This is a genomic window from Geomonas sp. Red276 (assembly GCF_054784495.1).
This window is the reverse complement of sequence record NZ_BLXW01000017.1, coordinates 20,124-45,205: the sequence shown is the minus strand read 5'-3', so window position 1 is coordinate 45,205 and position 25,082 is coordinate 20,124. Positions and strand designations below refer to the sequence as shown.

At 64.8% G+C, this 25,082-nt stretch carries 22 protein-coding genes; 5 read left to right on the top strand and 17 right to left on the bottom strand.

Going from position 1 to position 25,082, the window contains the following annotated elements:
* Window positions 1-14: 14 nt before the first annotated feature.
* From ACYVL5_RS13215 to ACYVL5_RS13190, 6 genes are all read right to left on the bottom strand, one after another.
* Window positions 15-953, bottom strand: a complete 939-nt coding sequence (locus ACYVL5_RS13215; protein ID WP_460596043.1) for a hypothetical protein — start codon at window positions 951-953, stop codon at window positions 15-17.
* Between the two features lie 34 nt (window positions 954-987).
* On the bottom strand, window positions 988-2,202 hold the full coding sequence (locus tag ACYVL5_RS13210) for an S-layer homology domain-containing protein (RefSeq protein ID WP_460596042.1): 1,215 nt from the start codon (window positions 2,200-2,202) through the stop codon (window positions 988-990).
* 191 nt (window positions 2,203-2,393) lie between these two features.
* The gene (locus ACYVL5_RS13205; RefSeq protein WP_460596041.1) at window positions 2,394-4,103 is read right to left on the bottom strand and encodes a M48 family metalloprotease; all 1,710 of its coding nucleotides are present in this window, start codon (window positions 4,101-4,103) and stop codon (window positions 2,394-2,396) included.
* 169 nt (window positions 4,104-4,272) lie between these two features.
* Window positions 4,273-4,734 (bottom strand): hypothetical protein, encoded by a 462-nt coding sequence (locus ACYVL5_RS13200; protein WP_460596040.1) that lies wholly within the window; start codon window positions 4,732-4,734, stop codon window positions 4,273-4,275.
* A 60-nt stretch (window positions 4,735-4,794) separates the two neighbouring features.
* Window positions 4,795-5,862, bottom strand: a complete 1,068-nt coding sequence (locus ACYVL5_RS13195; RefSeq protein WP_460596039.1) for a zf-HC2 domain-containing protein — start codon at window positions 5,860-5,862, stop codon at window positions 4,795-4,797.
* Between the two features lie 61 nt (window positions 5,863-5,923).
* A complete protein-coding gene (locus ACYVL5_RS13190; RefSeq protein WP_460596038.1) occupies window positions 5,924-6,802 on the bottom strand; it encodes an RNA polymerase sigma factor in 879 nt (292 codons plus the stop codon).
* 411 nt (window positions 6,803-7,213) lie between these two features.
* On the opposite strand from ACYVL5_RS13190, the gene ACYVL5_RS13185 reads away from it, so the two are divergent.
* The 5 genes from ACYVL5_RS13185 to ACYVL5_RS13165 all read left to right on the top strand — a co-directional run bounded on the left by ACYVL5_RS13185 (window position 7,214) and on the right by ACYVL5_RS13165 (window position 12,448).
* Window positions 7,214-9,682, top strand: a complete 2,469-nt coding sequence (locus tag ACYVL5_RS13185; protein ID WP_460596037.1) for an FAD-dependent oxidoreductase — start codon at window positions 7,214-7,216, stop codon at window positions 9,680-9,682.
* 322 nt (window positions 9,683-10,004) lie between these two features.
* A complete protein-coding gene (locus ACYVL5_RS13180; protein ID WP_460596036.1) occupies window positions 10,005-10,193 on the top strand; it encodes a hypothetical protein in 189 nt (62 codons plus the stop codon).
* Between the two features lie 272 nt (window positions 10,194-10,465).
* Window positions 10,466-10,843, top strand: a complete 378-nt coding sequence (locus tag ACYVL5_RS13175; protein ID WP_460596035.1) for a response regulator — start codon at window positions 10,466-10,468, stop codon at window positions 10,841-10,843.
* Complete coding sequence (locus tag ACYVL5_RS13170; protein WP_460596034.1) at window positions 10,840-11,544, top strand: hypothetical protein; 705 nt, start codon at window positions 10,840-10,842, stop codon at window positions 11,542-11,544. The genes ACYVL5_RS13175 and ACYVL5_RS13170 overlap by 4 nt, the downstream gene beginning before the upstream one ends.
* 1 nt (window position 11,545) lies before the next feature.
* Window positions 11,546-12,448: a sensor domain-containing diguanylate cyclase gene (locus ACYVL5_RS13165; RefSeq protein WP_460596033.1), complete on the top strand. Its 903-nt coding sequence runs from the start codon at window positions 11,546-11,548 to the stop codon at window positions 12,446-12,448.
* A gap of 225 nt (window positions 12,449-12,673) precedes the next feature.
* Here ACYVL5_RS13165 and ACYVL5_RS13160 read toward each other — a convergent pair whose 3' ends face one another.
* The 11 genes from ACYVL5_RS13160 to ACYVL5_RS13110 form a co-directional block, all read right to left on the bottom strand.
* On the bottom strand, window positions 12,674-13,756 hold the full coding sequence (locus ACYVL5_RS13160) for a glycosyltransferase family 9 protein (protein WP_460596032.1): 1,083 nt from the start codon (window positions 13,754-13,756) through the stop codon (window positions 12,674-12,676).
* 122 nt (window positions 13,757-13,878) lie between these two features.
* Window positions 13,879-15,228 carry a protoporphyrinogen/coproporphyrinogen oxidase gene (locus ACYVL5_RS13155; RefSeq protein WP_460596031.1) on the bottom strand — a complete coding sequence of 450 codons (1,350 nt, stop codon included), beginning with the start codon at window positions 15,226-15,228 and terminating at the stop codon, window positions 13,879-13,881.
* Between the two features lie 20 nt (window positions 15,229-15,248).
* Window positions 15,249-16,001, bottom strand: a complete 753-nt coding sequence (locus tag ACYVL5_RS13150; protein WP_460596030.1) for a glycosyltransferase family 2 protein — start codon at window positions 15,999-16,001, stop codon at window positions 15,249-15,251.
* A complete protein-coding gene (locus ACYVL5_RS13145) occupies window positions 15,983-17,242 on the bottom strand; it encodes a glycosyltransferase family protein (RefSeq protein ID WP_460596029.1) in 1,260 nt (419 codons plus the stop codon). The genes ACYVL5_RS13150 and ACYVL5_RS13145 overlap by 19 nt, the downstream gene beginning before the upstream one ends.
* Before the next feature lie 59 nt (window positions 17,243-17,301).
* Window positions 17,302-18,279 carry a polysaccharide deacetylase family protein gene (locus tag ACYVL5_RS13140; RefSeq protein WP_460596028.1) on the bottom strand — a complete coding sequence of 326 codons (978 nt, stop codon included), beginning with the start codon at window positions 18,277-18,279 and terminating at the stop codon, window positions 17,302-17,304.
* On the bottom strand, window positions 18,276-19,028 hold the full coding sequence (locus tag ACYVL5_RS13135; RefSeq protein WP_460596027.1) for a class I SAM-dependent methyltransferase: 753 nt from the start codon (window positions 19,026-19,028) through the stop codon (window positions 18,276-18,278). Before ACYVL5_RS13135 ends, ACYVL5_RS13140 begins: the two co-directional genes overlap by 4 nt.
* Entirely contained in the window at window positions 19,018-20,259 is a 1,242-nt protein-coding gene (locus ACYVL5_RS13130) for a CgeB family protein (protein ID WP_460596026.1), read from the bottom strand. The genes ACYVL5_RS13135 and ACYVL5_RS13130 overlap by 11 nt, the downstream gene beginning before the upstream one ends.
* Entirely contained in the window at window positions 20,256-21,485 is a 1,230-nt protein-coding gene (locus ACYVL5_RS13125; RefSeq protein ID WP_460596025.1) for a glycosyltransferase, read from the bottom strand. The genes ACYVL5_RS13130 and ACYVL5_RS13125 overlap by 4 nt, the downstream gene beginning before the upstream one ends.
* Window positions 21,482-22,411: a glycosyltransferase family 2 protein gene (locus tag ACYVL5_RS13120; RefSeq protein WP_460596024.1), complete on the bottom strand. Its 930-nt coding sequence runs from the start codon at window positions 22,409-22,411 to the stop codon at window positions 21,482-21,484. Before ACYVL5_RS13120 ends, ACYVL5_RS13125 begins: the two co-directional genes overlap by 4 nt.
* Window positions 22,408-23,883 (bottom strand): B12-binding domain-containing radical SAM protein, encoded by a 1,476-nt coding sequence (locus ACYVL5_RS13115; protein WP_460596023.1) that lies wholly within the window; start codon window positions 23,881-23,883, stop codon window positions 22,408-22,410. Before ACYVL5_RS13115 ends, ACYVL5_RS13120 begins: the two co-directional genes overlap by 4 nt.
* Before the next feature lie 16 nt (window positions 23,884-23,899).
* Window positions 23,900-25,078 carry a DegT/DnrJ/EryC1/StrS family aminotransferase gene (locus ACYVL5_RS13110; RefSeq protein ID WP_460596022.1) on the bottom strand — a complete coding sequence of 393 codons (1,179 nt, stop codon included), beginning with the start codon at window positions 25,076-25,078 and terminating at the stop codon, window positions 23,900-23,902.
* Window positions 25,079-25,082: the final 4 nt, after the last annotated feature.

Here is a 25,082-nt window from a genome sequence, read left to right as displayed (position 1 = left end):
GAAACCCTCTTTCTCTACTTAAGGACGAAGGCGACCTTGGCGCCGGCCAGGAAGTTGGTCTGCTGGTTGGCCGAGAAGATGGTCACCGCATCCTGGTCGGAAACCTGGAGGTCGGCCGAGGTGACGGTGGCGACCGCCTTGATCACCAGCGGGTTCTTGATCCCGCGGGCCTCGAGAGCGGCCTTGGCCTTCTCGACCGTGTTGGTGTACTCACCGCACCCCTGCTCCACCAGGACCTTCTGGCTCACCTTGGAAGGATCGTAGAGGAGCTCCTTCTTGGCGCTGAAGATGCGGTTGATGAGGGCCGGTTTGAAATCCTGTTCGGTGGCGTCGACGATCAGCCCGTCGTACTTCTCGTCAAGCTTCTCCGGCTTGTGACGGTATTTCGGGGCCGGCTTGCCGTCCAGTTCGGTGACCGCCTTCTTGAGCTGCGGGTCCTTGTTGAGCTTTTCGTACACGGAAGAGGCGAAACCTCTCGGGCCGTGCATGCCGAGTTTCAGGATGGCGATGGCGGTGTCCTTCTCCCTCGAGTAGTCCTGCACGACCACCTGGACCCCTTTCACGATGCCGGCGACCGCGCTCCGGACGCTGTCGTACTGGAGCATGCCGTCCTTCACCACGGTATCGCCGACCAGGGCGAAGCCGTTCAGGTACTCGGCAACCGCACGCTGGGCGACGACCACGGCGGCCCGTTTGGCCCCCTGCTCGCGCTGCGCGTCGGTCCTGGCGTCGGGATTGCCCACCGCCTCGCCGTAGAAGAGGATGGCTTCCTGGGTGAAGGCCGCGTTGTCGTCGCGGGCCGACGGGCTCCCGGTCAGGGAGAGGTTCTGCTGGCTGAGCCAGCTCTTCGCCTTGACGAAGGTATCGTCGATCTGGCCGTTGAGGTTGTCATCGGCATAGGCGTGGCCGGCCAGTGCCAGGCCGAGCAGACATCCGAGAAGCATTTTTTTCATGGTTACCCTCCGAATATGATGGTGTGATCGAAATCTAGTACACGTTCTTCTTCTGGTTCAGCATCCTGATCGCCAAGAGCGCCTCGGCGCCGTCCACCGGGTCGGCGGGACGGAACTCGCCGGAGAGCTCGCCCTCGATGATCCCGCGGGTGGTCATGTTCATCACCGCGTTGTAGTAGGGGGCGGTCGGCCTCACGTCCGGGAAGGGGGAGCGGTCCTGCCCGAAGTAGGCGGTGGCGAGCTTGTTGTCGCCGGTCAGCTTGATCAGCACGTCCTCGAGGATGAAGGCCATCTCGGCGCGGGTGACCGGGTCGGACGGCTTGAAGAGGTAGGCCTGGGAGCTCTCGTCGAACTTCGGCTCCATGCCGCGGACCCTCCATTTCAGCATGGTGATCACCTCGTCCTTGAAGGGCGAGTTGACGAGGTCGGCGGGGATGAACTCGGGCTTCATCTTGGCGAGCTCGGAGGCGACCGGGATGCGGCCGGCCAGGAGCTTCTCGAGCTTCATCTCGTCGATCAGCAGGGCGGCCAGGTCGGCGCGGGTGATGCTGTCCTTGACGGCGATCTTCTTGCCGACGTCACCCACGGTGATGCCCGCCATGGCCCGCACGATCCGGTCGGTCTTCTTCCACCCGAGGTCCGCCTTCTCGTGCCACTTTCCTTCCCGGCGGGAGTTCAGCACGTCGGCGAAACGGTCGCGCGCCTTCTGGAACTCGAGCCCTTCGAGGTAGGCGGCCGCCATGTAGTAGGTGAGCGCCTCGGTCCCCTGGTAGTACACGAGCTTGCGCTCGTCAACCTTGAGGTCGGCGGAGGACTTGTAGGCCTCCTCGGCCTCCTCGAGCCACCCCTGCGGCTTGATGGCGGTGTTGGCGCGGATCAGCGCCACCAGGCAGTCGAAACGCTCGTCCGGCTGCCTGGCGTATTTCTTGGCCTTGTCGAGGTTGTCGTAGGCGCGGTCGACCTCGACCTGCTTCATCTTTAGATCGGCCACCCCCTTGGCGCGCTCGGCGTAGACGATGGCGAGCCCGGCGTACCCCTTGGAGTAGCGGTCATCCAGCTGCAGCGCCCGCTCCAGCTTCTCCTGTGCCTCGGGGAGTTTGCCGGCCTCCAGGGCGTTCATGGCGTTGAGATAATGATGCTCGGGGTTGTCCTCGGGAGAGATGCTGCGCACGCGCGGACCGGTGCAACCTGCCAAAAGCGTCAGGGACGCGGCCAACACCAACAGCATCACCACTAACCTTTTCATCATTTTGGTACCTCCTTTGGTTAAGCAGACCTCTTTCCATTCATTGGAAATTGGAAGCTCACGTCCGGTTGGACGGACACGTGAAACGAAAACCTCTCCAACAATCTCTCCTGAATATACCCTCGCCCCTTCAGGGGAGAGGGTGGCCGAAGGCCGGGTGAGGGTAGATTGTACAAGCCAGCCTCACAGGGTGATCACCTCGTGGCGAACACCGTCCACCCGGCGACCTTCTCCCGCTGATCGAGGGAGAAGATGATCTCCCCTTTGCGGTAAAGGAGGTAGGTCCCTTGCCGTGCCGTCACCTCGCGGCTCGGCGTGCCGTACTTCGCCACCACGTCGCCCCGCGAGCTCCCCACCGAGATCCCGCGGGCGGTCTCCCCCTGGTATCCCTTCCTGGTGGTCAAGAGGCGCTCCATCCTCGCACCGCTCGCGATCACGGCGTCTTCCCAGTGGTCGTACTGGCGGGCATGGACGGCGATGGTGCGCGCTCCCGAGAGCCCCTGCAGCGAGAAGGTGGTGGTTTCCTTGTCCTTGGCGAACGGGTCGCGGCAGGTGAGCCCCCCTACCCGCTCGACCAGGTTCGCTGCCACCTCTCCCTCGGCCGGGGCAGCGACGGCCTTGGTCCCCTCCTCCTGGAGGATGGCGAGGTTGACGGCTGCCACCGACGAGTTCAGGTTTCTCGCGCCGGCGAAGTCGACCAGGGCGCGCGCCCTGTTACCGAGCCCCGCGTAGGCGATCCCGCGCACCACGAGGCCGTTACCGACCGACACCATCTCGTTGGCCTTTCGCCCGAGTTCGATCCCCTTGTTGGCGAGGACGACGGCGGTGTCATGGTCCCCGAGGAGCGAGGTGGCGGCAGCCAGGTTGACGCAGGCGGCGGCATAGGCACGGTCGCGCTGCATCGCCTTTTCGAAGGAATCGGCGGCCAGGTTCAACAGCCGTCTGCGCTCCTCGGCGAACTGGTCCGGCGCTCCCTTGGCGCGCAGCCCCTTCCCTTTCAGCCGGGTCTCGGCGTCGATCTCGAAGGGATAGGCGAGCCGCCGCTGCCCCGGGGGATTGAGGCTCAAGGCCTGCAGTGCGTAGGCGACGCCGAGATTGTTGAACATCTCCCGGCTGGGGAAGTTATGGGTGAGCTGTTCGAAGAGGCGGGCGGAATCGGCGTAGCGCTCGAGGAGGAGAAGCTTGGTGGCGGCATCGAAGACCGGCACCATCTTCCTCAGGTTAAAGTCGGCATGCTCGGCGATGGTCTTGCGATCGCTGCGGGAGGGATAGTTGGGAAGGCGCTCGCCCAGGCCGTACCCGGCGTAGATGAGATCGAGGGCCCGCGGGGCGATGCCGAGGGTGTCGTAGCCGGCCAGGTAGCCGTAGAAGCCGCCGAAGTAATCGGCCTCGGTCTCCCTCTTGATGGTCTCCTCGATGCTGGCGGCCTTGATCATCTTGCGGCCGACATCGAGGGCGGCGAAGGAGTTTCCGAAGTCCCCGACCCAGCCGTGGCGCATGAAGTAGTGAGTGAGCTCGTGCCCGAGCAAGAAGGCGATGCCGTCGTCACGGAAATCCCCGAGGCCGGCCAAGACGTCGTAGGCGCGCTCCTCGATGGCGATGTACCCTTCCTGCATGGGGGCACTGTCGGCCTCCAGGCCGATGGCACCCTCGGTGCCGGGGTCCGACCAGGCAACCAGGTTATGGTTCTGGGAGCCGAGCGGGACGACCATGAGACGGGGGGGGATCCTCCCCTCACCGAAGGCGCGGGCGACCGAGTCGTAGACCGCCTTGATGCGGAGGTACTTCGGGTTATCGGCGGCCAGCGATTCCATGGCGTGGACGCGCGTCTCCCCGAACATGAGCGCTATGAGCACCCACGAGGCAAGGACCAGCCAGCTACCCATACCATGCGATCGAGACAACGGCACCTCCTGAAAAACTCCCTCACACGACTGCGGACACCCTCTCCCCTGATTCATCTCCCCTCGCCCCCATCGGGGGAGAGGGACAGGGTGAGGGGGCGGTTTCGGCCCCCGTCCCTCACCCGGCCTTCGGCCACCCTCCCCAGGGGGGGCGAGGGTAAAATCACCTCTAAAAGATGACGGAAACCTTGACGGTGAATTCCTTCTCCGAAAAACGTCCCTTCACGTCACCGATGGCGACCCGGAAGCGGTAGATCCCGGGGGGAAGGGAGACGTTCTGAATGCTGATCCCCTGCTTCCCTGCGTACGGCCTGATGCGCGGGGTGAGATCTATGGGATTGTTTTTGAGGCATTCAAGCCTCACCGTGGCGGCGTCGACCGGTACCTCCCCCTTCTCGGTGAAACGGACCACCAACGGGAAGGTCGGCGCCGCGGCGGGAACCTCGAGGTCGGAAACCCAGATCTCGGGTCCATCGGCCGGCAGCCGTTCCGCCATCCCGTACACCCTGGAATCGGGCCGGGCCGCCTCCTGGGCGGTAAGGAGCTCCACGGTACCGGAACCGAAGGCGGCGCCCGCCATCGGTAGCAGCAAGAGTAGGACAGCCATCGTTATCCTGGTCAGCGACCTCATGCCATCCTCCTGTCACTCCCGGCGCTCGCGCGCCTCGCGTTCATCCCGTAGCCCGGCATCCTAGAAGGCGTGCATCAGATCGTCGACGTGGGGGGCCAGCGAGGAGAGATCGACGCCCTTCCCCTTGGTCCCCCGCTCGAGCGCCGCGAGCGCCTTGGTGGCTTCCCGCGGGCAATCCGGCAACGAGGCCGCCGTCAGCGCCTTGGGAACCCCGCCGGCGAAGAAACGGGTATTGCCGGTTTTTACCGCCAGACGCGCCCCCTCCGCCCACTCGCCCAGCCGTACGTACCCCTGCTCCCCGGCGGGGATCACCGCGAGGAACCGGGTGCTGGCACCGCTGAACTGGTTGGCCTTATCCCCGCGCTCCAGCCGGGAGTTCAGGTCGTCGATAGCTTTGACATCGGCGTTAGGTGCCACCGACTGAAGCACCGATGCCAACCGGTTGGCGGCAGCCTGGGCCCGGTCGCCGTCCAAGGCGGCCAGGGCGACCTCGAGATCGACCGCTACCCGCCCGGCCCGGAAGGCACCGGACTTGGGATCGCCGGCGGAGGCGAAGCCGAAGGATTTCTCCTGGGTCGAGGTGAGAACCGCCAACTGGGCGGCACCACCGCTCCCGGTCAACCTGGCCGCAATGGCCGATGCGGAGGGAGCCGTCACCCCGCCCCGGCTGACGGCGGCGGACGGACGGGGCGGAATGGACGACGCTGCGGGAGAGGGTTCGGGCTGGGAAGCGGGAGCCACGGCCGGAGCCGGGGCGGCAGGGTTGCCTCCCCTCGCGTCGGCCACCTTGGCGGCCGGAGCACCGGCGGGGGGGCCACCGGGGGCGTGCAGCGCCACCGAGAGGGCCAGCACCATTACCGCCGCAGCGGCAAACGCCGATGGAAGAAGGTAGCGGTTACGTCCCGCCCCGGCGTGCCCTGCCCCCGCGAACTCGCAGGACCTGACGAAGGTCTCCCGGCAGGAGTCGCAGGAGGCGAAGTGGCCAAGGAGGAGATCACGCTCGGCCCCGGTAACGGCCCCGTCCACCAGGGCTGCTATCTCTTCGAGGGCCGGACAGGGACCGGCGGAGCCCGCCTCTGCGAGACCTTTGCCGATCACCTTGGCTAGCGATGAGTTGTCTCTGTTCATTGGTACCCTTCCGTCACAAAGTTGTTCTCACGACACCTGTGACGGACAGTCGCTAAAAAAACTACTCCCCCAGGAGGTCGGAGGCCTTGATCCCACGGGACAGGAGCGTCTCCTTGAAACGGAGGAGCATCCTTCTTACCCGCGCATCCACGCTCTTTTCGGTGAGATCGAGGATCTGGGCGATCTCCCGGACCGACTTCGGCTCCACCTCCTCGTCGTCGGGAAAACGCAGCCTGAGGATGAGGCGGTCTTCGCCGGAAAGATCGGCCAGCAGCCCCGCCACCGTCTCCCGGGCGGCCGATTCCTTCTGGCCGGAGATGATGGCGGCCTCCGCGGTCTTTCTCGGGTCCGTGACCACGATCTCCACCGCCTCGTCTACCACCATCGCCCTCCCCGGGACCATCCAGGCGGCCTCGCCATCGGCGACCAGCGTGAGGTTCTTCTCCCTCCCCCGCATCCGGTCCAGCATGGGCTGCAGGGATTCGAGCGGTTCACGGATCCCGTGGGTGTGCTCCAGGTGGGCACAGGCTTCGTGAAGTGAACAGCCTCCCTGGTAGACCAGCTCGTACAGCCGTTCCGCCACCGGGCCCATCTCCCGGGCGCGTTCCTTGGCCCGGCTGCGTCCCTTCTTGGAGCGGACGAGGTCCACGATGAGGTTGGAGATGATGGTGGTGATGTAGGTGGTGAGTTTCGCCTTCCCCTTGAACTCCCGCAGGGCCTTGAAATCATCCCCCCTCAGGCGGTCCAGCACCTCGTTGAGGAGCTCGTCCACCTCGTTTTCCTGGGATACGTCGCCCTCGCCGTGTCCCATTACGGCGCGCCGGCACTGTTTCTCGATATAGGAAAGATTGCCCGTGATGAGCGCGGCAAGGTCGGCACTCGTCTGAGGAGGAGACGCAGGCTCACTGTCGGTTTTTGTGCCGAACTGAAATAGTCGCATCAAACGGGCCCAATTGTAAAAGAGACGAGCTTTAAAGGTCAGTGCTCTACCAACTAGGCATGTAGTTGGCATAGCGAAAAGCAGTAATATACAACCAGCATTTTATTTCAGAGTATTCGGCACTAAAACTACAGCCGTAACGGCCACTTGTCAAGCCACAACATTCCCGTAACACTAAATATTACTGAGTGTTTTTCTGCAGATTCATGGGGCTTGATCCATTAAAGGAAAAAGAACGGTAGTGCGACAGGTCTTGGATCACCCCGTCGGAGCTGCCGTGCCGGTGGGCAAGATGCTCAAAAAATGTCCGCATAGATATATTGAAATTGTCGGATCGGAGTGGTATGGTACCGCGCTTCGCAGAACCGTATACAAGACGGAGAGCCGCGCTCTCCAGGCATCGAGAGGAAAATGATGGGCCAGAAATACCTGATCGTGGGTGGAGTGGCAGGAGGCATGTCCGCCGCCGCCCGCTTGAGGAGAATCGACGAAGAAAGTGACATCGTCGTGTTCGAACGGGGCGATTACGTCTCGTACGCAAACTGTGGGCTCCCCTACTACCTCGGGGGAACCATAACCGAAAGGAGCCAGCTTCTCCTGCAGACCCCGCAGTCGTTCCATGCCCGTTTCCGGGTCGACGTCCGGACCGGGCACGAGGTCATCGCGGTGGACGCCGACGGTAAGAAAGTCCGGGTGAGACAAACCGCTACCGGCCAGGAGAGCGAGGAGTCCTTCGACAAACTGCTCCTCGCCCCCGGCGGCTCTCCGGTCAGGCCTCCCATCCCCGGCTGCGACCTCCCCGAGATCCATACCCTTTGGACCATTCCCGATACCGACCGGCTCCACGAGCTCCTGTCGGGGAGATCGGTTTCGCGTGCCCTGGTGGTGGGGGGCGGATTCATCGGGCTGGAGATGGTCGAGAACCTGCATGCCCTCGGCATCGACGTCACCCTGGTGGAGGCGACCGACCAGGTCATGGTCAACCTCGACTTCGAGATGGCGGCCCTCGTGCACCGCGAGCTGAGGATGAAGGGGGTCCCCTGCCTGCTGGAGGATGCGGTGCGGGAGTTCGCCCCCAACCCGGAAGGCGGGGTCACGGCGACGCTTACGAGCGGAGCCGTGCTGGAGGCCGACCTGGTGCTCCTCGCAGTGGGCGTCGCCCCCAACACCTCCTTTCTGGCCGGCTCGGGGATCGAGCTCGGCCAACGCGGGCACATCCTGGTCGACGAGCAGTTGAGAACCAGCCGGCCAGACGTCTTCGCGGTCGGCGACGCCATCGAGGTGACCAATCCTTTCACCGGCAGGAGCTGGGCAGTGCCGCTGGCCGGTCCGGCCAACAAGCAGGGACGGATCGCGGCCGACAACATGAACGGAGCCGGGCTTCCCTACCGCGGCACCATGGGTACCTCCATCGCCAAGGTCTTCGATCTCGACGTCGGCGGTACCGGAGCCACCGAGAAATTCTGCCAGGGCGAAGCGATCCCCTGCGCCTCGGTCATCATCCACCCCAACGACCACGCCGGCTACTATCCCGGAGCCACGCCGCTCACCCTGAAGCTCGTCTTCTCCACCGAGAGCCGCAAGGTGCTGGGCGCCCAGGTGGCGGGCTACGGCGGTGTCGACAAGAGGATCGACGTCATCGCCACCGCCATCAAGGCCGGGATGACCGTCGACGACCTCTGCGAGATCGAGCACGCCTACGCGCCCCCCTACTCTTCCGCCAAGGACCCGGTGAACATGGCGGGCTTCGTGGCCCAGAACGTGCTGGACGGCCTGTGCGGCGTCATCACCTGGGACCGGATCGACTCGCTCGACCGGGCGACCCACTTCGTTCTCGACGTGCGTGACGAGATGGAGCTTACCGCGGGGACCATCGCCGGTGCGGTAAACATCCCGCTCAACGAGCTGCGCGGCCGGCTCGGCGAGCTTCCCCGGGACAAGACCATCGTCATCTTCTGCAAGGTCGGGCTCCGCGGTTACCTGGCGGCCCGCATCCTTACCGCGCACGGGTTCACCGGCTGTCTGAACCTTTCCGGCGGCTGGGATACCTACTGTCTCGCCACCACCCGCCAGAGCATCACCAAGGCTTCGGAAGCCACCGGGGAAAACGAAAGGGAGTGCATCATGCCTCAATTACCGATAGAGAACAGGAACGTGGTCAGGGTCGATGCCTGCGGTCTGCAGTGCCCGGGGCCGATCATGCGGCTCAAGCAGGAGATGGACCTCGTGGCCCCCGGCGGGGTGATCGAGATCAGTGCGAGCGATCCCGGTTTCTACAGCGACGTGCAGGCCTGGGCCCGGGCGACCGGAAACCAGGTGAGGAGGCTCGAGGCGAGCAAGGGGACCATCACCGCGCTGGTGGAGAAGGGACATCACCACGAGGTGGCGGTCACCACCGGCAGAGGCGGGAACGACAAGACCATCGTCGTATTCTCGGGGGATCTCGACAAGGTGATCGCCTCCTTCGTCATCGCCAACGGCGCCCTCTCCATGGGGCGCAAGGTCACCATGTTCTTCACCTTCTGGGGGATCAATGCCCTGCGAAAGCCGGAGAACTGCCCCGGCCTCGGCAAGAACCTGATCGAGGCGGCCTTCGGGATGATGATGCCGCGCGGCAGCCGGAAGCTCTCCCTCTCCCGCATGAGCATGGGGGGAATCGGCGGCAAGCTGATCCGCGGGATCATGAGAAACAAGAACGTCCCCTCCCTGGAGGATATGATCCAGCTCGCCATCCGCGGAGGGGCCCAGCTGGTGGCCTGCCAGATGTCGATGGACCTCATGGGGATCAAGGCCGAGGAGCTCATCGAGGGCGTCCAGTTCGGCGGCGTGGCCGCCTACCTGGAGGCCTCCGAGCACGCCGACAACAACCTCTTCATCTGACCTTTTACCCTCGCCCCTTCAGGGGGGTGGCCGAAGCCCCCCCACAATACCCTCGCCCCCCGGGAGAGGGTGGCCGAAGGCCGCATCCCTTCTCCCCTCGCCCCCCGGGAGAGGGTGGCCGAAGGCCGGGTGAGGGTAGATTTTATAACCTCCCTCACCCCTGCCCCTCTCCCGGAGGGCGAGGGGATATGGAGGTTCCGCCCTCTCCCCCAGTGGGGGCGAGGGGAGAAGGTAACAAGGGGGCGAGGGAAGATGGATTCCTTTTTGCTTTTCCCGCCGCTTCGCGGTATGCTTGCCCCAAATTTTCATGAGGGGGCAACAGATGAGCATACTTCCCGAAGGTGAGGAACTGAGACGCGCGGTCAAGTGGGTTTCCGGCAACATCCAGGAGTACCCCGACAAACCGGTCCCGCCCATGGTCCAGGAAGCGATATTCAGGTTCAACCTCTCCCCCAAGGACGCCGAGTTCCTGATCATGTTCTTCCGCGAAAGCACCAAGAAGAAAGAGTAGCACCACCCTTTCCTGCCCGGTTCCTGCCACCCGCAGCACTCCACGCAGTGCCGGTGACCTGCACCTCTCCCCTCCCGTTTCCCGGGAGGGGGGGATGAGGTTAGCCCAGCGCGAGCACTCGCCGAAAAATATATTATAATCCTCTAACGTATTCCTCATTTTCCCCGTACCCGCATCACAACAGCAGCATCGCCTCATCCAGTTTCCGGCCCCCACCGGGAACCGGGGCGTCGTTCGGCGTCGACCTCACGATCCGTCAGAGGAGAGCGAAAATGGCCAAGAAGCTGCAAACCGTCCTGATCGTTGACGATTCCCCCATCTCCAGGAAGATGCTGAAGAGCTGTTTTCCCAAGGAGCGAGAGTTCCAGTTCCACGAGGCGGGTGACGGCCTGCAGGCCCTCAACCTCTACCGGGAGCTCCGTCCCGACCTGGTCACCCTCGACCTCACCATGCCGGTGATGGACGGTTTCACCGCGCTCTCGGAGATCCGCGCCTTCGACCCCGAGGCGACCGTCATCGTCTGCACGGCCGATGTGCAGGACAGGAGCCTCCAGGAGGTGACCGAGAAAGGCGCCTTCATGATCCTCGCCAAGCCCCCCAGCAAGGGGAGCGTGCTGGAGGCGCTCGCCAGGGTGGAGGAGTCGGCATGAGCGAAGCAATCATCAGCGAGATGACAATTGCCCACGCGCCGGAACTCGACCTCTTTCTAAGCGAGGAAAGCCAGCAGCGGATCATGTCGGCCGACGAGCGGGACACCCTCCAGGAGATGATGAACATCGCCTTCGGCCGCGCCGCCGCCTCGCTCGCGGAGGTGATCAGCATCTTCGTCAGCCTGAGCGTTCCCTGCGTGCAGCTCCTCAAGGGGGAGAAGCTCACCGTCTACCTGGAACAGATGGTGGGGCCGGGACCGGAGATCAGCATCGTGGAGGAGAGGTTCTACGGGGAAATGGCGGGGAGCGCCTTCCTGGTCTTTCCGGCCGACGCGGGAGGGCAACTGGTGCCGCTATTTGGCGACGAGGAGACCCTGTACGAGGGGGAAGCGCGCGAAGAGGTGGAACACGACGCGCTGCTCACCACCGGGGGGATCCTGATCGGCGCCTGCGTGGGGAAACTCGCCGAACTGTTGGGGGACCAGGTGAGCTATTCGCCGGCCAAGCTGGTGGCTAAAACCCAGGGGAAGGCCATCCCCGCCACCCTGTGCGATCCCGACGCGGTGGCCATCGTGCTGAAGACCGATTTCGCCTTCCGGGAGGAGTCGGTCCAGGGATTCCTCTTCCTGGTCACCAGCCAGGAGTCGATCGGCTGGCTGAAGGAGGCCCTGGCCGAGTTCCTCTCCCAATACGAGGGATGACATGGAGGGACTCCCGGCACAGATCCTGGAAATCATCGACCTCGGCGTCGTCGTCGTGGACGCCGAGTTCCGGGTCTGTTACTGGAACCGGTGGATGGCTCTCCACAGCGGCATACCGGCGGAGGCCATTACCGGGAGCTCGATCTTCGAGACCTACCCGAAGCTGAACACCCCCGAGTTCCTCCGCGGGGCCCGCATGTCACTCACCTTCGGCTCCCCCGCCGTCTTTCCGCAATCCCTGCATCACTACCTCTTCCCGTTCAAGGTGGTCGGCACCCCCAACGGGATGTTCGACCTCATGCAGCAGCACTGCACGAGCGCGCCTTTGCGCGAACCGGACGGGGAGATCGGGCACCTCTTGATCACCGTGCAGGACGTGACCGAGCGGGTCATCTCGCAGCTTAGGCTTCGCGAACTGAACATCCGCGACCAGTTGACCGGCGCCTACAACCGCCGCTACCTCGACCACCGGCTCGCCGACGAGGTGAAGCGCCACGCCCGCCACAACCGCGCCTTGAGCGTCATCATGATCGATATCGACTTTTTCAAGAAGGTGAACGACCGCTACGGCCACGAGGCGGGGGACCGGGTGCTCGCCGGTGTAGCGGGAAAACTGATGGCGACCGTCCGGAAGACCGACTGCCTGGTACGCTACGGCGGCGAGGAATTCTGCTGCATCCTCCCCGAGACCCCCCTGGAAAACGCCTGCGTGCTGGCCGACCGCTTCCGGAGCAGCGTCGAGCGGCTCGCCATCGCAACAGGGAGCAGGGAACTCAGGGTGACCATCAGCCTGGGAGTCGCGCAACTTTGTCCCGAGGACACCCCCACCACCCTGTTGAAGCGTGCGGACGATGGGCTCTACGCTGCCAAGCAGTCGGGCCGCAACCGGGTCATGGCGCGCTAGCCGGAAAGTTTTTTCCACCGCGGGCGGGGAGCAGGCAGAGGAGAGCGGCAACGGGTACGGAAAAGGGGGAGCGGCAGCCAGCGAGCCGATCCCCCTTTTCTTGCATTTGACGAAAATCTCAATTAAATCTTGTGAAAATTTCTGACTGCACCATGAACGATAACGGGAGGTTAGCGCCAACTTCGGCGCGCCGAAACGGGCCATTCTCAACCATCCCGCTCCCGCCTACTCCGGGTAGCGTCGGTCGAGCACCTTCATGACGGCGTCGACCACCTCGTTGGGAGCGATGTCGGTCAGGCAGCGGGCCTTCTCGGGGCAGGACGGGGTGGTGCCGAAACGGGTGCAGGGGGAGCAGGTGAGCCTCTTGTTGAGGATGAGGTCGAACTCTCCCTGGGGTCCCCACTTCTCCTCGATACCGGGACCAAAGAGTGACACGGTCGGGATCCCGAGCCCGACCGCCAGGTGCAGCACCCCGGAATCCCCGGAAACGAGCAACAGGGAGCGCGCGATGACCGCCGCAGTCTCGGCCAGGGTGGTCTTCCCGGCCAGGTTGGTCCCGCCGCACCACTTCACGATGTAGGCCCCCTCTTCGGCATCCTCCTCCCCCCCTACCACCACGATGGAAAGTCCCCGCAGCGAGAGATGATCGGCGACCCGGCGGAAGCGCTCCATCCCCCAGCGCCGCTCGGGAATGCTCGCCCCCGGGAAGATGGCCAATAGCGGGCGGCCGGCGGGGACGAACGCCTCGGCCCTGGCGGCGGCGTCTTCCGGGATGGTGAGAAAGGGGGTCTCCAGGGAGGGGGGAGGCTCGATGCCGAGCGGGGCGAGGAGGTCGAAGAAGCTTTCCGCCTCGTAACGGTCGTGGGAGTACGGGATCCGGTGGGCGAAGAGGCGCCTGCGGTTGTTGGTGGCGAAGCCGATGGAGACCGGGGCGCCGGCCAGCCGGGCGATGACGCCGGAGAGACGGTGCCACTGCTCGCTGTCGATCACCAGGTCGTAGTTGCCGCGCACCGCCTGGGCGAGCTGGGAGGGATCGTCGTAGAGAATGACGGAGGCGACCGCCGGAGCTAGCGAGAAGGCGGCGGCGTTGCGGCGCTCGGCGAGGACGGTGATCTCCGCGCCGGGGTAGCGCCTCTTCAGGGCGTTCAGCGCCGGGATCAGGAGGACGGCGTCGCCGATCCCCCCGGGTCGGATCACCAGGATACGGGATATCTCACCATGCTGCCGTTCGCGGGCGGAAGGGAGCAGCGCCGCTCCCACGGTGCCCAGGACGGCATCTACTTTTTTCAGGATCTTAATGCGGCTCAACGGTAATTCCTCTTCTGAATTTGGTTTCTAAAAACACCCTCGCCCACCCTTCGGCCCCCCCCCTCCCCTATTCCATCCCCCCTCACCCCGTCGGGGGGAGAGGGGATGGGTGAGGGAAGATTTTACTCCCCCCGGAGCGTTCTCTCCGTCTTTCCGGCCAGGATGCGGTCAACCGCCTCCACTCCCTGCATGAAGCAGTGGTCCATGTTCCCCACCTCGTACTTCCAGGCGCCGAACCGCCCACGGGAGTAGATCCCTCTTTCCTCGAGCCAGGGCTGAATCGCCTCCAGCGCCCGGTCGCGGCCGAGGGTCGGCACCGGATAGGAGTACGGGATGTCGATCAGGTAGCGGCTCACCACCCGCTTTGCCTCCCCTGCCGACAGCAGCCCCGAGTCGATGAGCCCCCGCATGGTCGCCTCCACGATTCCCCCCTTCTCCTCCGGCTTGGTGGGGGAATAGGTGGTCTCGCACATAAGGGAGAAGTAACGGGAGGTATCGCCTCCCGGGACGTTGGCGGCGGCGTAGTTGTGGAAGTTGGTGACCCGGTAAAAAGGCGAGTTGCTCTCCGGGAAGTACATCCAGCATTTCGAATCGTCGCGGCGTCCGCCGATCCCCACCCCCACGATGAGTCCGCCGTTGTGGACGAGCCCGCACGCCTCCTCGCGTAGCCGCTCCGGTGCGTCGGCGCAGGCACCGATCAGGAGATCCAGCGGAGAGGTGTTGATGAGGACGTCATAGCGCTCGATGTGGCCATCGGAAAAGGTGATCTCCCGGGCGGCGCTGTCGACGGAAACCATCTCCCGCCCGAGGTGGAGCCGGCCGGCGAGGCGTTTCGCGATGCCGCGGAAGATGGCGCCGGTCCCCCCCTCTTTCGGGAACTTGAAGGTATTGTTGGGGCCCCAGCTCAAGTCGTCTATCCCTTGGGAGATGTTCCGTTCGATCCGCGCCAGGTCCACCACGCTCACCCGCTCGGCGATCCACCCCTTGCTCATCAGCTCGAGCGGCGTCCCCCACACCTTCTTGTTGTACGGCTCCATGAAGTGCTTCACGATGCCGGCGCCGAAGACCGCGTCCATCCACTGCCGGAAGTGGGCCGCCTGCTGCGGCGTTCCCGAGAGCTCCCGCAGGCCGTCCACGCACTCCTTGAGCGCCTCATCGGGGAGATAACGGACGTTGTTCTGGAAGGGATAGGGCACCCAGGTGTTGAGGATACGCACCCAACTCTCCCGCTGGTGCTCGTGGTAGGCATCCCCCAAGGCCTCGGCAACCGCGGCGTCGAAATAGGGGTAGTGGGAGAAGAGGACATGCCCGCCGACGTCCCAGGTGAACCCGGCCTGGTCGACGAAGGAGGCGGAAAGCCCCCCGACGTAGTTCTCCTTCTCGAAGAGCTGCCAGTCGTGGTGGCCGATTTTTTCAAGATGGTAGGCGGCCCCGAGCCCGCACGGGCCGGCGCCGAGGATGACGATCTTCATCAAATTACCTTGTCGTTTCGCTAAATGCCGAGCCGCCCCCGCAGATCCAGTATCCGCTGGGCAAGGTGCTTGGCGAAAAACTGAATCCAGGCGAGCGGCATGTTGTAGCCGTGAGCCTTCAGGGCCCGGATGTTCTCGCTGAACCCCTGGTAGATGTGCTGGCCGCTCGCGCCGCCGGCCTGCATCCGGACCAGGACCGCGGGAAGATAGCGGATCTCCACCCCCGCTTTTTGCCAGCGCAAAAACAGCTCGAAGTCCATGTGGGAAAACCGGTAACTCAGGTCGAAAAGCCCGAGGCGGCCGAAGAGTTCCCTTCTCGCGTAGCAGGTCGGATGGTTGAACAGGATCATCCGCCACGGGATCCACCAGTAGCGCGGAGGGGCGAGCCTCTTTAAGAGGCGGTCGCCGTCGTAGAGGAGAAGGTCCGCGTGCAGCACCTCGGTCTCAGGATGCTCCTCGAAATAGCTGCCGACCGTGGCGAGGGCACCGGGGAGAAGGGTGTCGTCCGAGTTGATGAAGCCGACGAGTTCCCCGGTGGCGAGGGCCACTCCCTTGTTGAAGGCGTCGGAGATGCCCCGGTCGGGTTCGCTCACCCACTTCGAGATCCGGTCGCCGTAGGAACGGACGATCTCCATGGTGTCATCGGTCGAACCGCCATCGACGATGATGTACTCGAGCTTCCCGTCCCACTCTTGGGCCAGCACGCTGTCGATGGTCCGGCGGATGGTGGCCGAGGAGTTACGGCAGATGGTAATCAGCGAGATGGTCGGCATAGCTCCTCGTAGAGACCGGCATAACGTGTCGCCACCCGCCCGATGGCGAACTCCCGGAGAACCTTGTCCCTCCCCCGCCTCCCCAGCGCCGCCGGCCGCTCGCCGTCGGCGAGCGCCCAGAGGATGCCGCGGGCGAAGTCATCCGCGTCGTAGGCGGCCGCCAGGTAGCCGTTCTCCCCGTGCTCGACCAGGTCGGCCATCCCCCCCGCCGCGAAAGCGACACAGGGGGTGCCGCAGGAAAGCGACTCCAGCACGGTGGTGGAGAAGTTCTCCAAAAGCGCCGGCGCGAGGTAGAGATCGGCGGCGTTGTAGGTGAGCGAGATGCCGAGGTCGTCCTGCAGCCGGCCCGCGTAGCGCACCTCCACCGGCAGCTCCAGCGGTTCGGGGGGGGGCGCGGAGCCGACCACCAGCAGCAGATGGGCATCGGCGAAACCGGCCACCTCGCGGGCGCAGGACTCCAGCGCCCTGACCAGGAGATGGAACCCCTTGTGGTGGTGCCTCGCCCCGTCCACCGCGCTGAAGAGGAGCACCTTTGTGGCGGGATCGATCCCCAGCATCCTCTTGGCGGCCTCCTTGTCGGCCGGGGCGAAGACGGCTGCATCGATGCCGTTGGGGATCACCTCGATCCGCCGCCCGGCCATCACCGAGCTCTCGGCCGCCCGGCCGGCAAGCCAGCGGCTCGGCGCCACCATCACCGGCTTCAGGCGCCGGACACTCTGCTCCTTCATTCCCCACAAAAGCCGGGAAAGGTCGCAGCCGAGGGAGGAGCCCAACTGGGGGCAGCGGCCGCAGCGCTCCCGGAAGGAGCCGCAGCCGTGGGGGACATGGCAGCCGCCGGTAAAGGGCCACGAGTCGTGCAGGGTCCAGACCACCGGGGCCACGATGCGGGGAAGCGAGGCGATTGACGCCATCCCCTCGCCGATCCAGTGCAGGTGGACGATATCGGGCGCGAGGCGGTTCAACTCCCCCACCGTCGGGCTCGGCACCAGGCCGGGGGAAAAAGGGGCGTCGCAGCGGCTTCGGTAGAGGGCCAGCGGCAGGCGGTCGAGGACGTTGCGGGCAAGCCCCATCCCGCGCCCCAGCACCCCTTGCGGACCAAGCACGGTCGGGTCGTCCGAAAACTTCCGCTGCACGAGCATGCGCGACTCCACCCCGAGGCCGAGAAGCCCCTGGTGCAGCCGATAGGCGGCCCTGGCGGCGCCGCCGAAGGTATCCGATGAGTTGACCGCTATGATCTTCATGCCAGAAAGAACCTCTCCAGGATAAAACTCCTCGCAACCTCGATGCCACTTCCCCGGCGTCACACGAGGAGAAAACGGTCGAGCCGGGCGGCAAACTCGGTCACGCCCCAGTCGCGCACCAGCTGACGCGGGATCTGCATCGGGTCGGTCCAGGGGCGTGCCTGGCCCGGGAAATTGGCGGCGACCCGCCGAAAGCCGGCATCCCGGCAGATGCGGACCGATTCCCTGGTGAAATCGCCTGGGCAGCCGAACGGATAGGAAAAGACGGTGATCTCGCGGCCGCAGATCTCCTCCAGCCGGCGCTTGGACGCGAGGATCTCGTCGCGTTGCTCTTCGGCGCTGAGGGCGCAGAGCCGGGGATGATTGACGCAGTGGGCGCCGATGGTCGCCCAGGCGCTTTGCGAAAGGAGCCTGACCTCGTCGGCGGTAAGCGGCCGGTGGCTCTCCCGCCCTTCCCTGCCAAGGCCCGCCCAGTTGCGGATAGCGGCAATGGCGTCTTGGAGGGTGGCCGGGGGGAGGCCTCTTAAAAGCGGGTGCAACTGGTCGTAGCAGCGCCGCCTTCCCGCTGCCGTGGCGGTCTCCCAACGGTAGTTTTTGCCCTCGATGGGGAGCGCGAGCGAGGCAGGGAAATCCCCCCCGCCAAGGAGCAGCCGCTCCAGTTCGTCCCACCAGAGCTCGTCCTTGGTGCCGAGCCCGCCGGTGGTGACGAAGAAGGTCGCCGGCACCTGCTCCTGTTCCAGAATGGGAAGGGCCTCGAGATAGTTGTCGGCGTAGCCGTCGTCGAAGGTGACCACCACCGACGGCTCACGGACCTTCCCCCACTCCGCCTCGAACCTCAAAACCGGGAAGTGATCCTTCAGGTAACGCATCTGGTCCCTGAAGTGGGGAGGCCCCACCGCCAATAGCTGCGGGTCGGCAGCAAGGGACGTCACCCGGTGGTAGATGAGCACCACGACCGGCGGCACGACGGGGTTGATCAGGAGCGAGCCTGCGGCCTGGAAGGTATCCAGGGCAGTGCGGGCGAGCCTGCGGATCACGCGGCCTCCTTCGCGCACAGCACGGTATAGGCGTGGCCGACCAGTTCCGCCACGTTGCGGCCTAGCCACCTCACCGCCATCCTCCTCAGAAATACCTTCACGGCGGCGACCACAACGGCGACCGCGGTCTTCCGTTTCCCGGCCATCACGAAGGTGCTGTGGAAGAAGACTTCCATCTCGTTGATGCTCACCCGGTCCGCCAGCGGCACGAACCCCTCCGTCCGGAGCAGAAACCGGAACAACATGGGGTGGTAGACGTTGATGTGCCCGTAGGCGAGGAAGTGGTCCACCTTGCGGTCGACATCGTAGATGAAATCGAGGGGGATCTCGATCACCTGGTGGCGGGAGACCCGACGGATCTCCCTCAGCAGCGCCCGGGGAAATTCCACATGCTCGATGACGTGGGACAGGATGACCAGGTCGAAAAATTCGTCATCGTAGGGGATCCGGTAGCCGTCGTACTGCTGCACCTCCTTAAGTGACGCGATCCCCCGCTTTCCGATCTCGTCCACGCTGCTTCGCGAGATGTCGATGGCGTAAAGGCTGTCGCAAAACCCGGCCTCGTCGAGCAGCGCGAGGATGCTCCCATCGCCGGCGCCGACGTCCAAGACCCTGCCGGCCCTGGGGAGGTCGCGGCACACCTCCAGGATGTTTTGGACCTTCTGCTTGGCGCAGACCATCCTCCAGGCGGAGACACCGGCCTCGTACTGTGCGTCGTACCTTGTTTGCAGATTCTCGCTAACCTTCACCGCGTCCTCGTCTGTTGCCGATGTTGGTCCTGATGATCCGGTCGAGCTCCGGAGCCCGATGGGCGAAGGTGTGGCTGGCAAGGGTCCTCTTTTGCCCGGCAGCGGCGATCCGCTCCCGCTCGGCGGGGTGCTCGCACAGCCAGCGGACCTTCTCGATGCACTCCTGCGGCGAGCGGTAGAGGACCACTTCGCGGTCCGGCTCGAAGAGCTCCGCGAAGTTCTCCTTCCAGTCGGCCACCATGCACCCCCCCACCCCGGTGATCTCGAAGAGCCGCATGTTCGAGGCGAAGCGCGGGGAGGAGTCGGCATGGATGTTGAGGGAGATCTTGGAGGCGGCCTGCACCTGGAACATCTCCATTCCGTAGACCTCGCGCCTGAGAAACGGCTTGAGCCCCGGATGGACCAGGAAGGCGGGAGGAGTTTCCCGCTCATTCGCTATCCACCCCACCTGGGGGAGCGAGGCGAGCCGCTTCGGGTCGACCCCCATCCTCTTCATAAGGTTGAAGGCGTGGTAGATCCAGACCGACAGCTGCGCCTTGGCGTCGTTGACGGCACCGAGCCTCGCGCTCGACGAGAAGATGGTGATCCCGGTCACCTTTGCCAGCTCGAGGAGCAGCTCCTCGCGCTTGAGATGAAACTGGCTGGTCCGGATCAGCTGCCCGATGAAGGTGAGGTCGTAGCGCTTCTCCCCGGGGGCGAGCCGGTCGTTGATCCGGGGGTCGAAAGCGTGGTGAAGCTGGGTCGCCGGCACTCCCGCCCTGCGCAGGATGTCCACCGACTCCTGGGCGCAGGAAAGCACCAGGTCGAGGTGCCTCCAATGCTGCGAGTTCGGAATCGCGCTCCCCGTCCACCCGAGGGCGAGCCTCAGGGAAGGAACCTGCTCCTTGATGGCGGCCAGTATCCGTTCGTCGTCGTGGTCGTACCAGAGGACCTCCGGCTGGAAGCGGCGCACCTGCTCGATGACTATCTCGGCAAGGCCGGCACGCTGGGGGTCGGGGAAGCAATTCTCCGCGGCCCAGGCCCGCTGCAGCGGCTCCGCGTCGAGATAGATGTCGAGCCCCTGGTAGCCGAAGGGCTCGAGTGCATGGGTCCAGAAATCCGCCCCCCCGTAGCCGTCCCGGTCGAGCGCCTCCTTCTGCGAGGCAAAGCACGCCCCCGCAAGCTGCGGCCGCGCCGCGTAGAACTGCCGGAGGTAGGATGGTCCAAGGGAAGTGATCCTCACGATCTTCATGCAACGCCCCCCGAACTTTTCGCGGTCTCGCGGTAGATCTCGCTCAGCAACCGGCCGCTCAAGGAAACGTCGTACTCCTCTTCGACGTGCCGGCGCGCGGCCCGGCTGAAGCGCTGGTATTCGTCGTCATCCATCAGGTAAAACCGCTCGATGAGGGCCGCCACCGCCGGGACGTCGCCTTCCGGCGCGAGCAACCCGGTCTCGCCGTGAACCACCTCGTCGGGAATATCGCAGTGGGTAGTCGCGATTACCGGCATCCCGGTCGCCTGCGCATCGAGCAGCACCACCGGCGCCCCCCCCTCGCAGTCCCGGGAGGCGCTGTAGCGGCTGGGGTGAATGAAGACGTGGTACTGGGCGAAAAAGTTGTGCAGTTCCTCGAACGGCACACCGTCCACCATCTCCACCCGGCCGGTAAGCCCCAACTCCCTGATCCGGTCCTGGATCCGGCTGCGCACTCCATCCTGCTCCTTTCCCACCAGGGTGAGCGTCATCTCGGGGCAGCGTGCGAGGGCCTGGGCGAAGGCCTCCACGGTGACATCGTACCCCTTCTTCTCCGTGAAGCTCGCCATCTGCAAAAGGCGCAAACGGCCTATGGTTTTCTCCCGTTTGAACAGCGGGATGCCGCTGGGATCGACCCCTAGGTGAAGCACCCTGACCTTGGAGGGGGGGCATCCCATCTCGATCAGCCGGCTACGGCCGAATGCCCCCTCGGTCAGGAACATGCTGGCCTCCCTGAAAAGGGTCTGGTAGCGCATGGCCCACTTCGGATCGCTCCCCGGGAGCCATTCATAGTCGTAGCCGTAAAAGGAGACCACCAGCGGCAGGGAAAGCGCCCTGGCAAGCCAGAGATAGTCCCAGGCCATGAAGGAGAAATGGGCGTGCAAAAGCTGCAGCTTCCTGCAGCGCCAGATCACCCAGGGGCGCCAGGCGAGCAGGAGGGCCAGGCGGGTCCTCGACAAGATCCCGTGGGCGGCCGGGGTGCCCGGGACGCAGTGCCGCGCCAGGGGACCGACCACGAACCGGACCCCGGGGAGGGGAAACCTTCCCTCATTGGCGAGGTTCGCGGTCACCACGGTAAGCTCCACTCCGGGCAGTCCCTTAATGAGCCTATAGCACCAGTTTTCGGTGGCGACCAGGTAGCAGTGCAAGAGCTCCCCTACCCTGACCGGGCCAGCGCCCGAGGAGGCCGGTGCCCCGGCTGGGAAACGTGGGGTGCCGGCCGTCACTTCGCCCCTCCCGCCACCATCTCCGCCAGCCGCCGCCCCTTCCTCGCCGCGAGCTCCAGGTACGGCGTCTTCAGAAAAACGGAAAGCCGGTCGAGCAGCCTCAGCCGGTATCCCTCGCCCAAGGCAGCCACCTCGCCGAACCTCCTCTGGAGAACCAGCTCGCCGGCAATCTGCGCCACGATCTCGGCGATCCTTCGGTCCGCCCCCCCCGCGAGCCTCACCCGGAACTCCGGGAACTCGGCGAGGATCCCCTCCGCGCTTTTTAATAGCGCGCGGGTGATTTCCACCCGGTTGGACGACTTGTTGGCGCCGTGGTAATGGACCACCGCGGTCGGCTTGTCGAGATAGGCGGCCCGGAAGGTGATGGCGATCCTCTGCAGCAGGTCGGAATCCTCGTTGTAGCGCAGCGACTCCTGGTAGCGGAAGCGCTTGAAGACGTGGCTGCGGTACAAGAGGCAGCAGACGTAGGCCCTGGTGGTGAAGAAGTGCTCCTGCGCGAAGCGGGCGGGGTCGCCGGCTGCGGTCGGATAGACCAGGGTGTCCCTCCCCCCCAGGCGGACGAAGGCGGGGCTGTAGACGAAATCGGCGCTGCTTTTCTCCAGGGTGGCGACCAGATCCTCGATGGCGGTGGGGAGCCACTCGTCGTCGGAGTCGAGGAAGGCGACCGCGTCGCCGGTGGCGAGCGAGATCCCCATGTTGCGGGCCGACGCGCAGCCGCCGTTACTCTTTCTCACGTACCTGACCGGCCGCGAGAGTCTCGCGCTGCAGGCGGCTACCACCTCACCGGTGTCATCGGTAGAGCCGTCGTCGACCACGATCACCTCGAGCTCTCGGTAACTCTGGGCCACGATGCTTTCCAGTGCCCTCCCGATGAGGTGCGCCCGGTTGTAGGTGGGGACGATCACGCTGACCAGCATGGCCGTCATAGTTTCATTCTCTTCTTTACGGCCTGCCCCAACTGCTTCACCCTCCCGTTGTAGAGCCGCGCCACCAGCGGGATCTCCAGGGCGGCGATCACTCCCTGCATGAAAACGGCCCTGGCGACCCCCTTGCCGCGCAGGTCGTTTCTGAAGGTCTCCAGGCGGTAACGGCGCCGGTACTTTCTCTCCAGCCGCTCCTTCGCCTCCTGGGTGAGGCGCAGGGCGGTCTTCTTTTCCTCGAGCGTCATCCCCGGCCCGTCGAAGTAGGGAACCCGCTCGTACTCGGCCAGGTCGTTCAGGTAATGGTCCGGCTCCATGAGGAGGGTGCCGTGCTCGGTCACCCACTCCATCAGGGTGGTGTCCGGGATCGGCATGAGGCTGCCGAAATTGCAGCCGCCGCTGGCGTACTTTTCCGCGAAGGCGATCGATTTCCTCACGTCGTCCAGGGTCTCGTGGGGGCTCCCCACGATGAAGTAGAGCACGACGTAAAAGCCGAGCTCGTTGGCGCTTCTTACCGCCGCCTCGATCTCCTCGATGGTCTCGTGCTTCTTCAGCACCTTGAGGATCTCGTTGGAGGCCGACTCGACGCCGAAGGAGAGGTGGGTGAAACCGGCCCGCTTCATGGCGCTAAGGAGCTCGTCGTCCACCCGGTCGGCCCTCACACCCGAGACGTAGAAATCCAGATCCTCGAAGCCGGCTTGCTCCAGCAAGGCGCAGAGCTCGAGGATCCTCCCCTTCTGCAGGGTGAAGTTGTCGTCCACGAAGTTGAAGCGCCGGTAGCCGAGGCGGTACCAGTAGGCGATCTCCTGGAAGATGTTCCCCGCGCTCCTGAACCGGAACTTCCGGCCGAGCATGCTCTTCGACTGGCAGAAGATGCAGTCGTACGGGCATCCGCGGGAGGAGCAGAGAAAGACCCCGGAGTGGTAGCGGGTGAGATCCAGCGACCGGTACCTCGGGAAGGGGATCAGGTCCAGGTCGGCCACCAGCTCGCGCTCGCCGTTGAAGACGATCCGGGAGCCCTGGCGGTGGATCAACCCCTTGATGCTCTCCACACTGGCCCCCTGGCAGAGCTCCCTCATCGGGTACTCCCCTTCCAGGGAGACGCCGAAATCGAGGGCCGCGCACTGCTCGAGCACCTTCGTCTTCCAGGCGGTCAGGTGGGGCCCGCCGCCGATCACGGGGATGGCGGGGAAGCGCTTTTTGACCGCCTCGATCACGGCGTAGTGGTGGCGGTAGCGGAAGGTCATCAACGAGACCGCGATGAGCTCCGGCCGGAACGCCTCGATCCGCTCGAAAAGGTACTCCAGCGGCCACCCCTTCCCCATGTCGACCACGGCGGTCTCCACGCCGATCTCTTCGAGGACCTCGCACAGGTAGCCGATCCCCATCGGGGGGAACTGGTTCTCGCCGCCGTAGTGGTTCCCGGGGTAGTTGGGATAGATGAAAAGCACGCGGCCGTATTTCAAGGGTCCACTCATCTGACGTCTTCCACCTTCAGTCATTTGCCCCCGTGAGGACCGCCTTCACCGAGGAGATCACGTCCTCCACGTCCTGGTCGGAGAGCTTGGGGGAGAGGGGGAGGCTCACGGTCTGCCGCCCGATCCGCATGGCATGCGGGTAGTCCTGCGGCCTCCAGCCGAAGGTATCCTGGTAGTACGGGTGTTCGGGGAGGCTCAGGTAGTGCACCCCGACCCCGATGTTGCGGGCGGTCATCAGATCGAGGAAGCGGTCGCGGGAGATCCCGGTTTTCGCCTCGTCGACCAGGATGGTGTAGAGATGGCGGGCATGCCTGGTCTCCTTTTCGACGGGAGCGGGAATCCCGACCGGCAGAGCTCCGAAGGCCTCGTCGTAGCGTGCCCAGATCAGCTCCCTTTTGGCCCAGTTCTTCTCCACCCGGGCCAGTTGGTGGATGCCGATGGCGGCCTGCAGGTCCATCATGTTGTACTTGTAGCCGCACTCGACGAGGTAGTAGTGCTTGAAACCCTCGTCGCCGAAACGCTTCCAGGCATCCTTGCTCATGCCGTGCAGGCCGAGGATCTTGATGCGGCCGATGTCCTCCTCCCGCTGGGCCACCACCATCCCCCCCTCGCCGGTGATGACGTTCTTGGTGACGTAGAAGGAGAAGCAGCCGAAATCACCGAAGGTGCCGGCCTTGCGGCCGCGGTATTCGGTTTCGATGGCGTGGGCGCAGTCCTCGATGACCTTGAGGCCGTGGCGCTGCGCGATGGCCATGACGGCGTCCATGTGGCAGGGGCGCCCGGCAAAATGGACCGGGATCACGGCCCTCGTTTTGCCGGTCACCCTCCGCTCGATCTCGGCGGGGTCGATGTTCATGGTGACCGGGTCGATGTCGGCCAGGACCGGGGTCCCCCCGGCGTGGATGATGGCGTTGACGGTGGCGCAGAAGGTAAGCGGGGTGGTGATCACCTCGTCGCCCGGCCTGATGCCGGCAGCCACCATGCTCAAGTGGAGCGCGGCGGTGCAGGAGTTGAGAGCCGCGACGTGGCTCACCCCCTGGTAGGCCGCAAAGTCGCGCTCGAACCGCGCCACCCGGGGGCCGGTCCCCAGCCAGCCGCTCTTCATGCAGGCCACCACTTCTTCGATCTCCGGTGCCTCGATGGCCGGAGCCCCGTAAACCAGGAAACCGGCTCTCACCTCGTTGTTATCCGTCATAGCT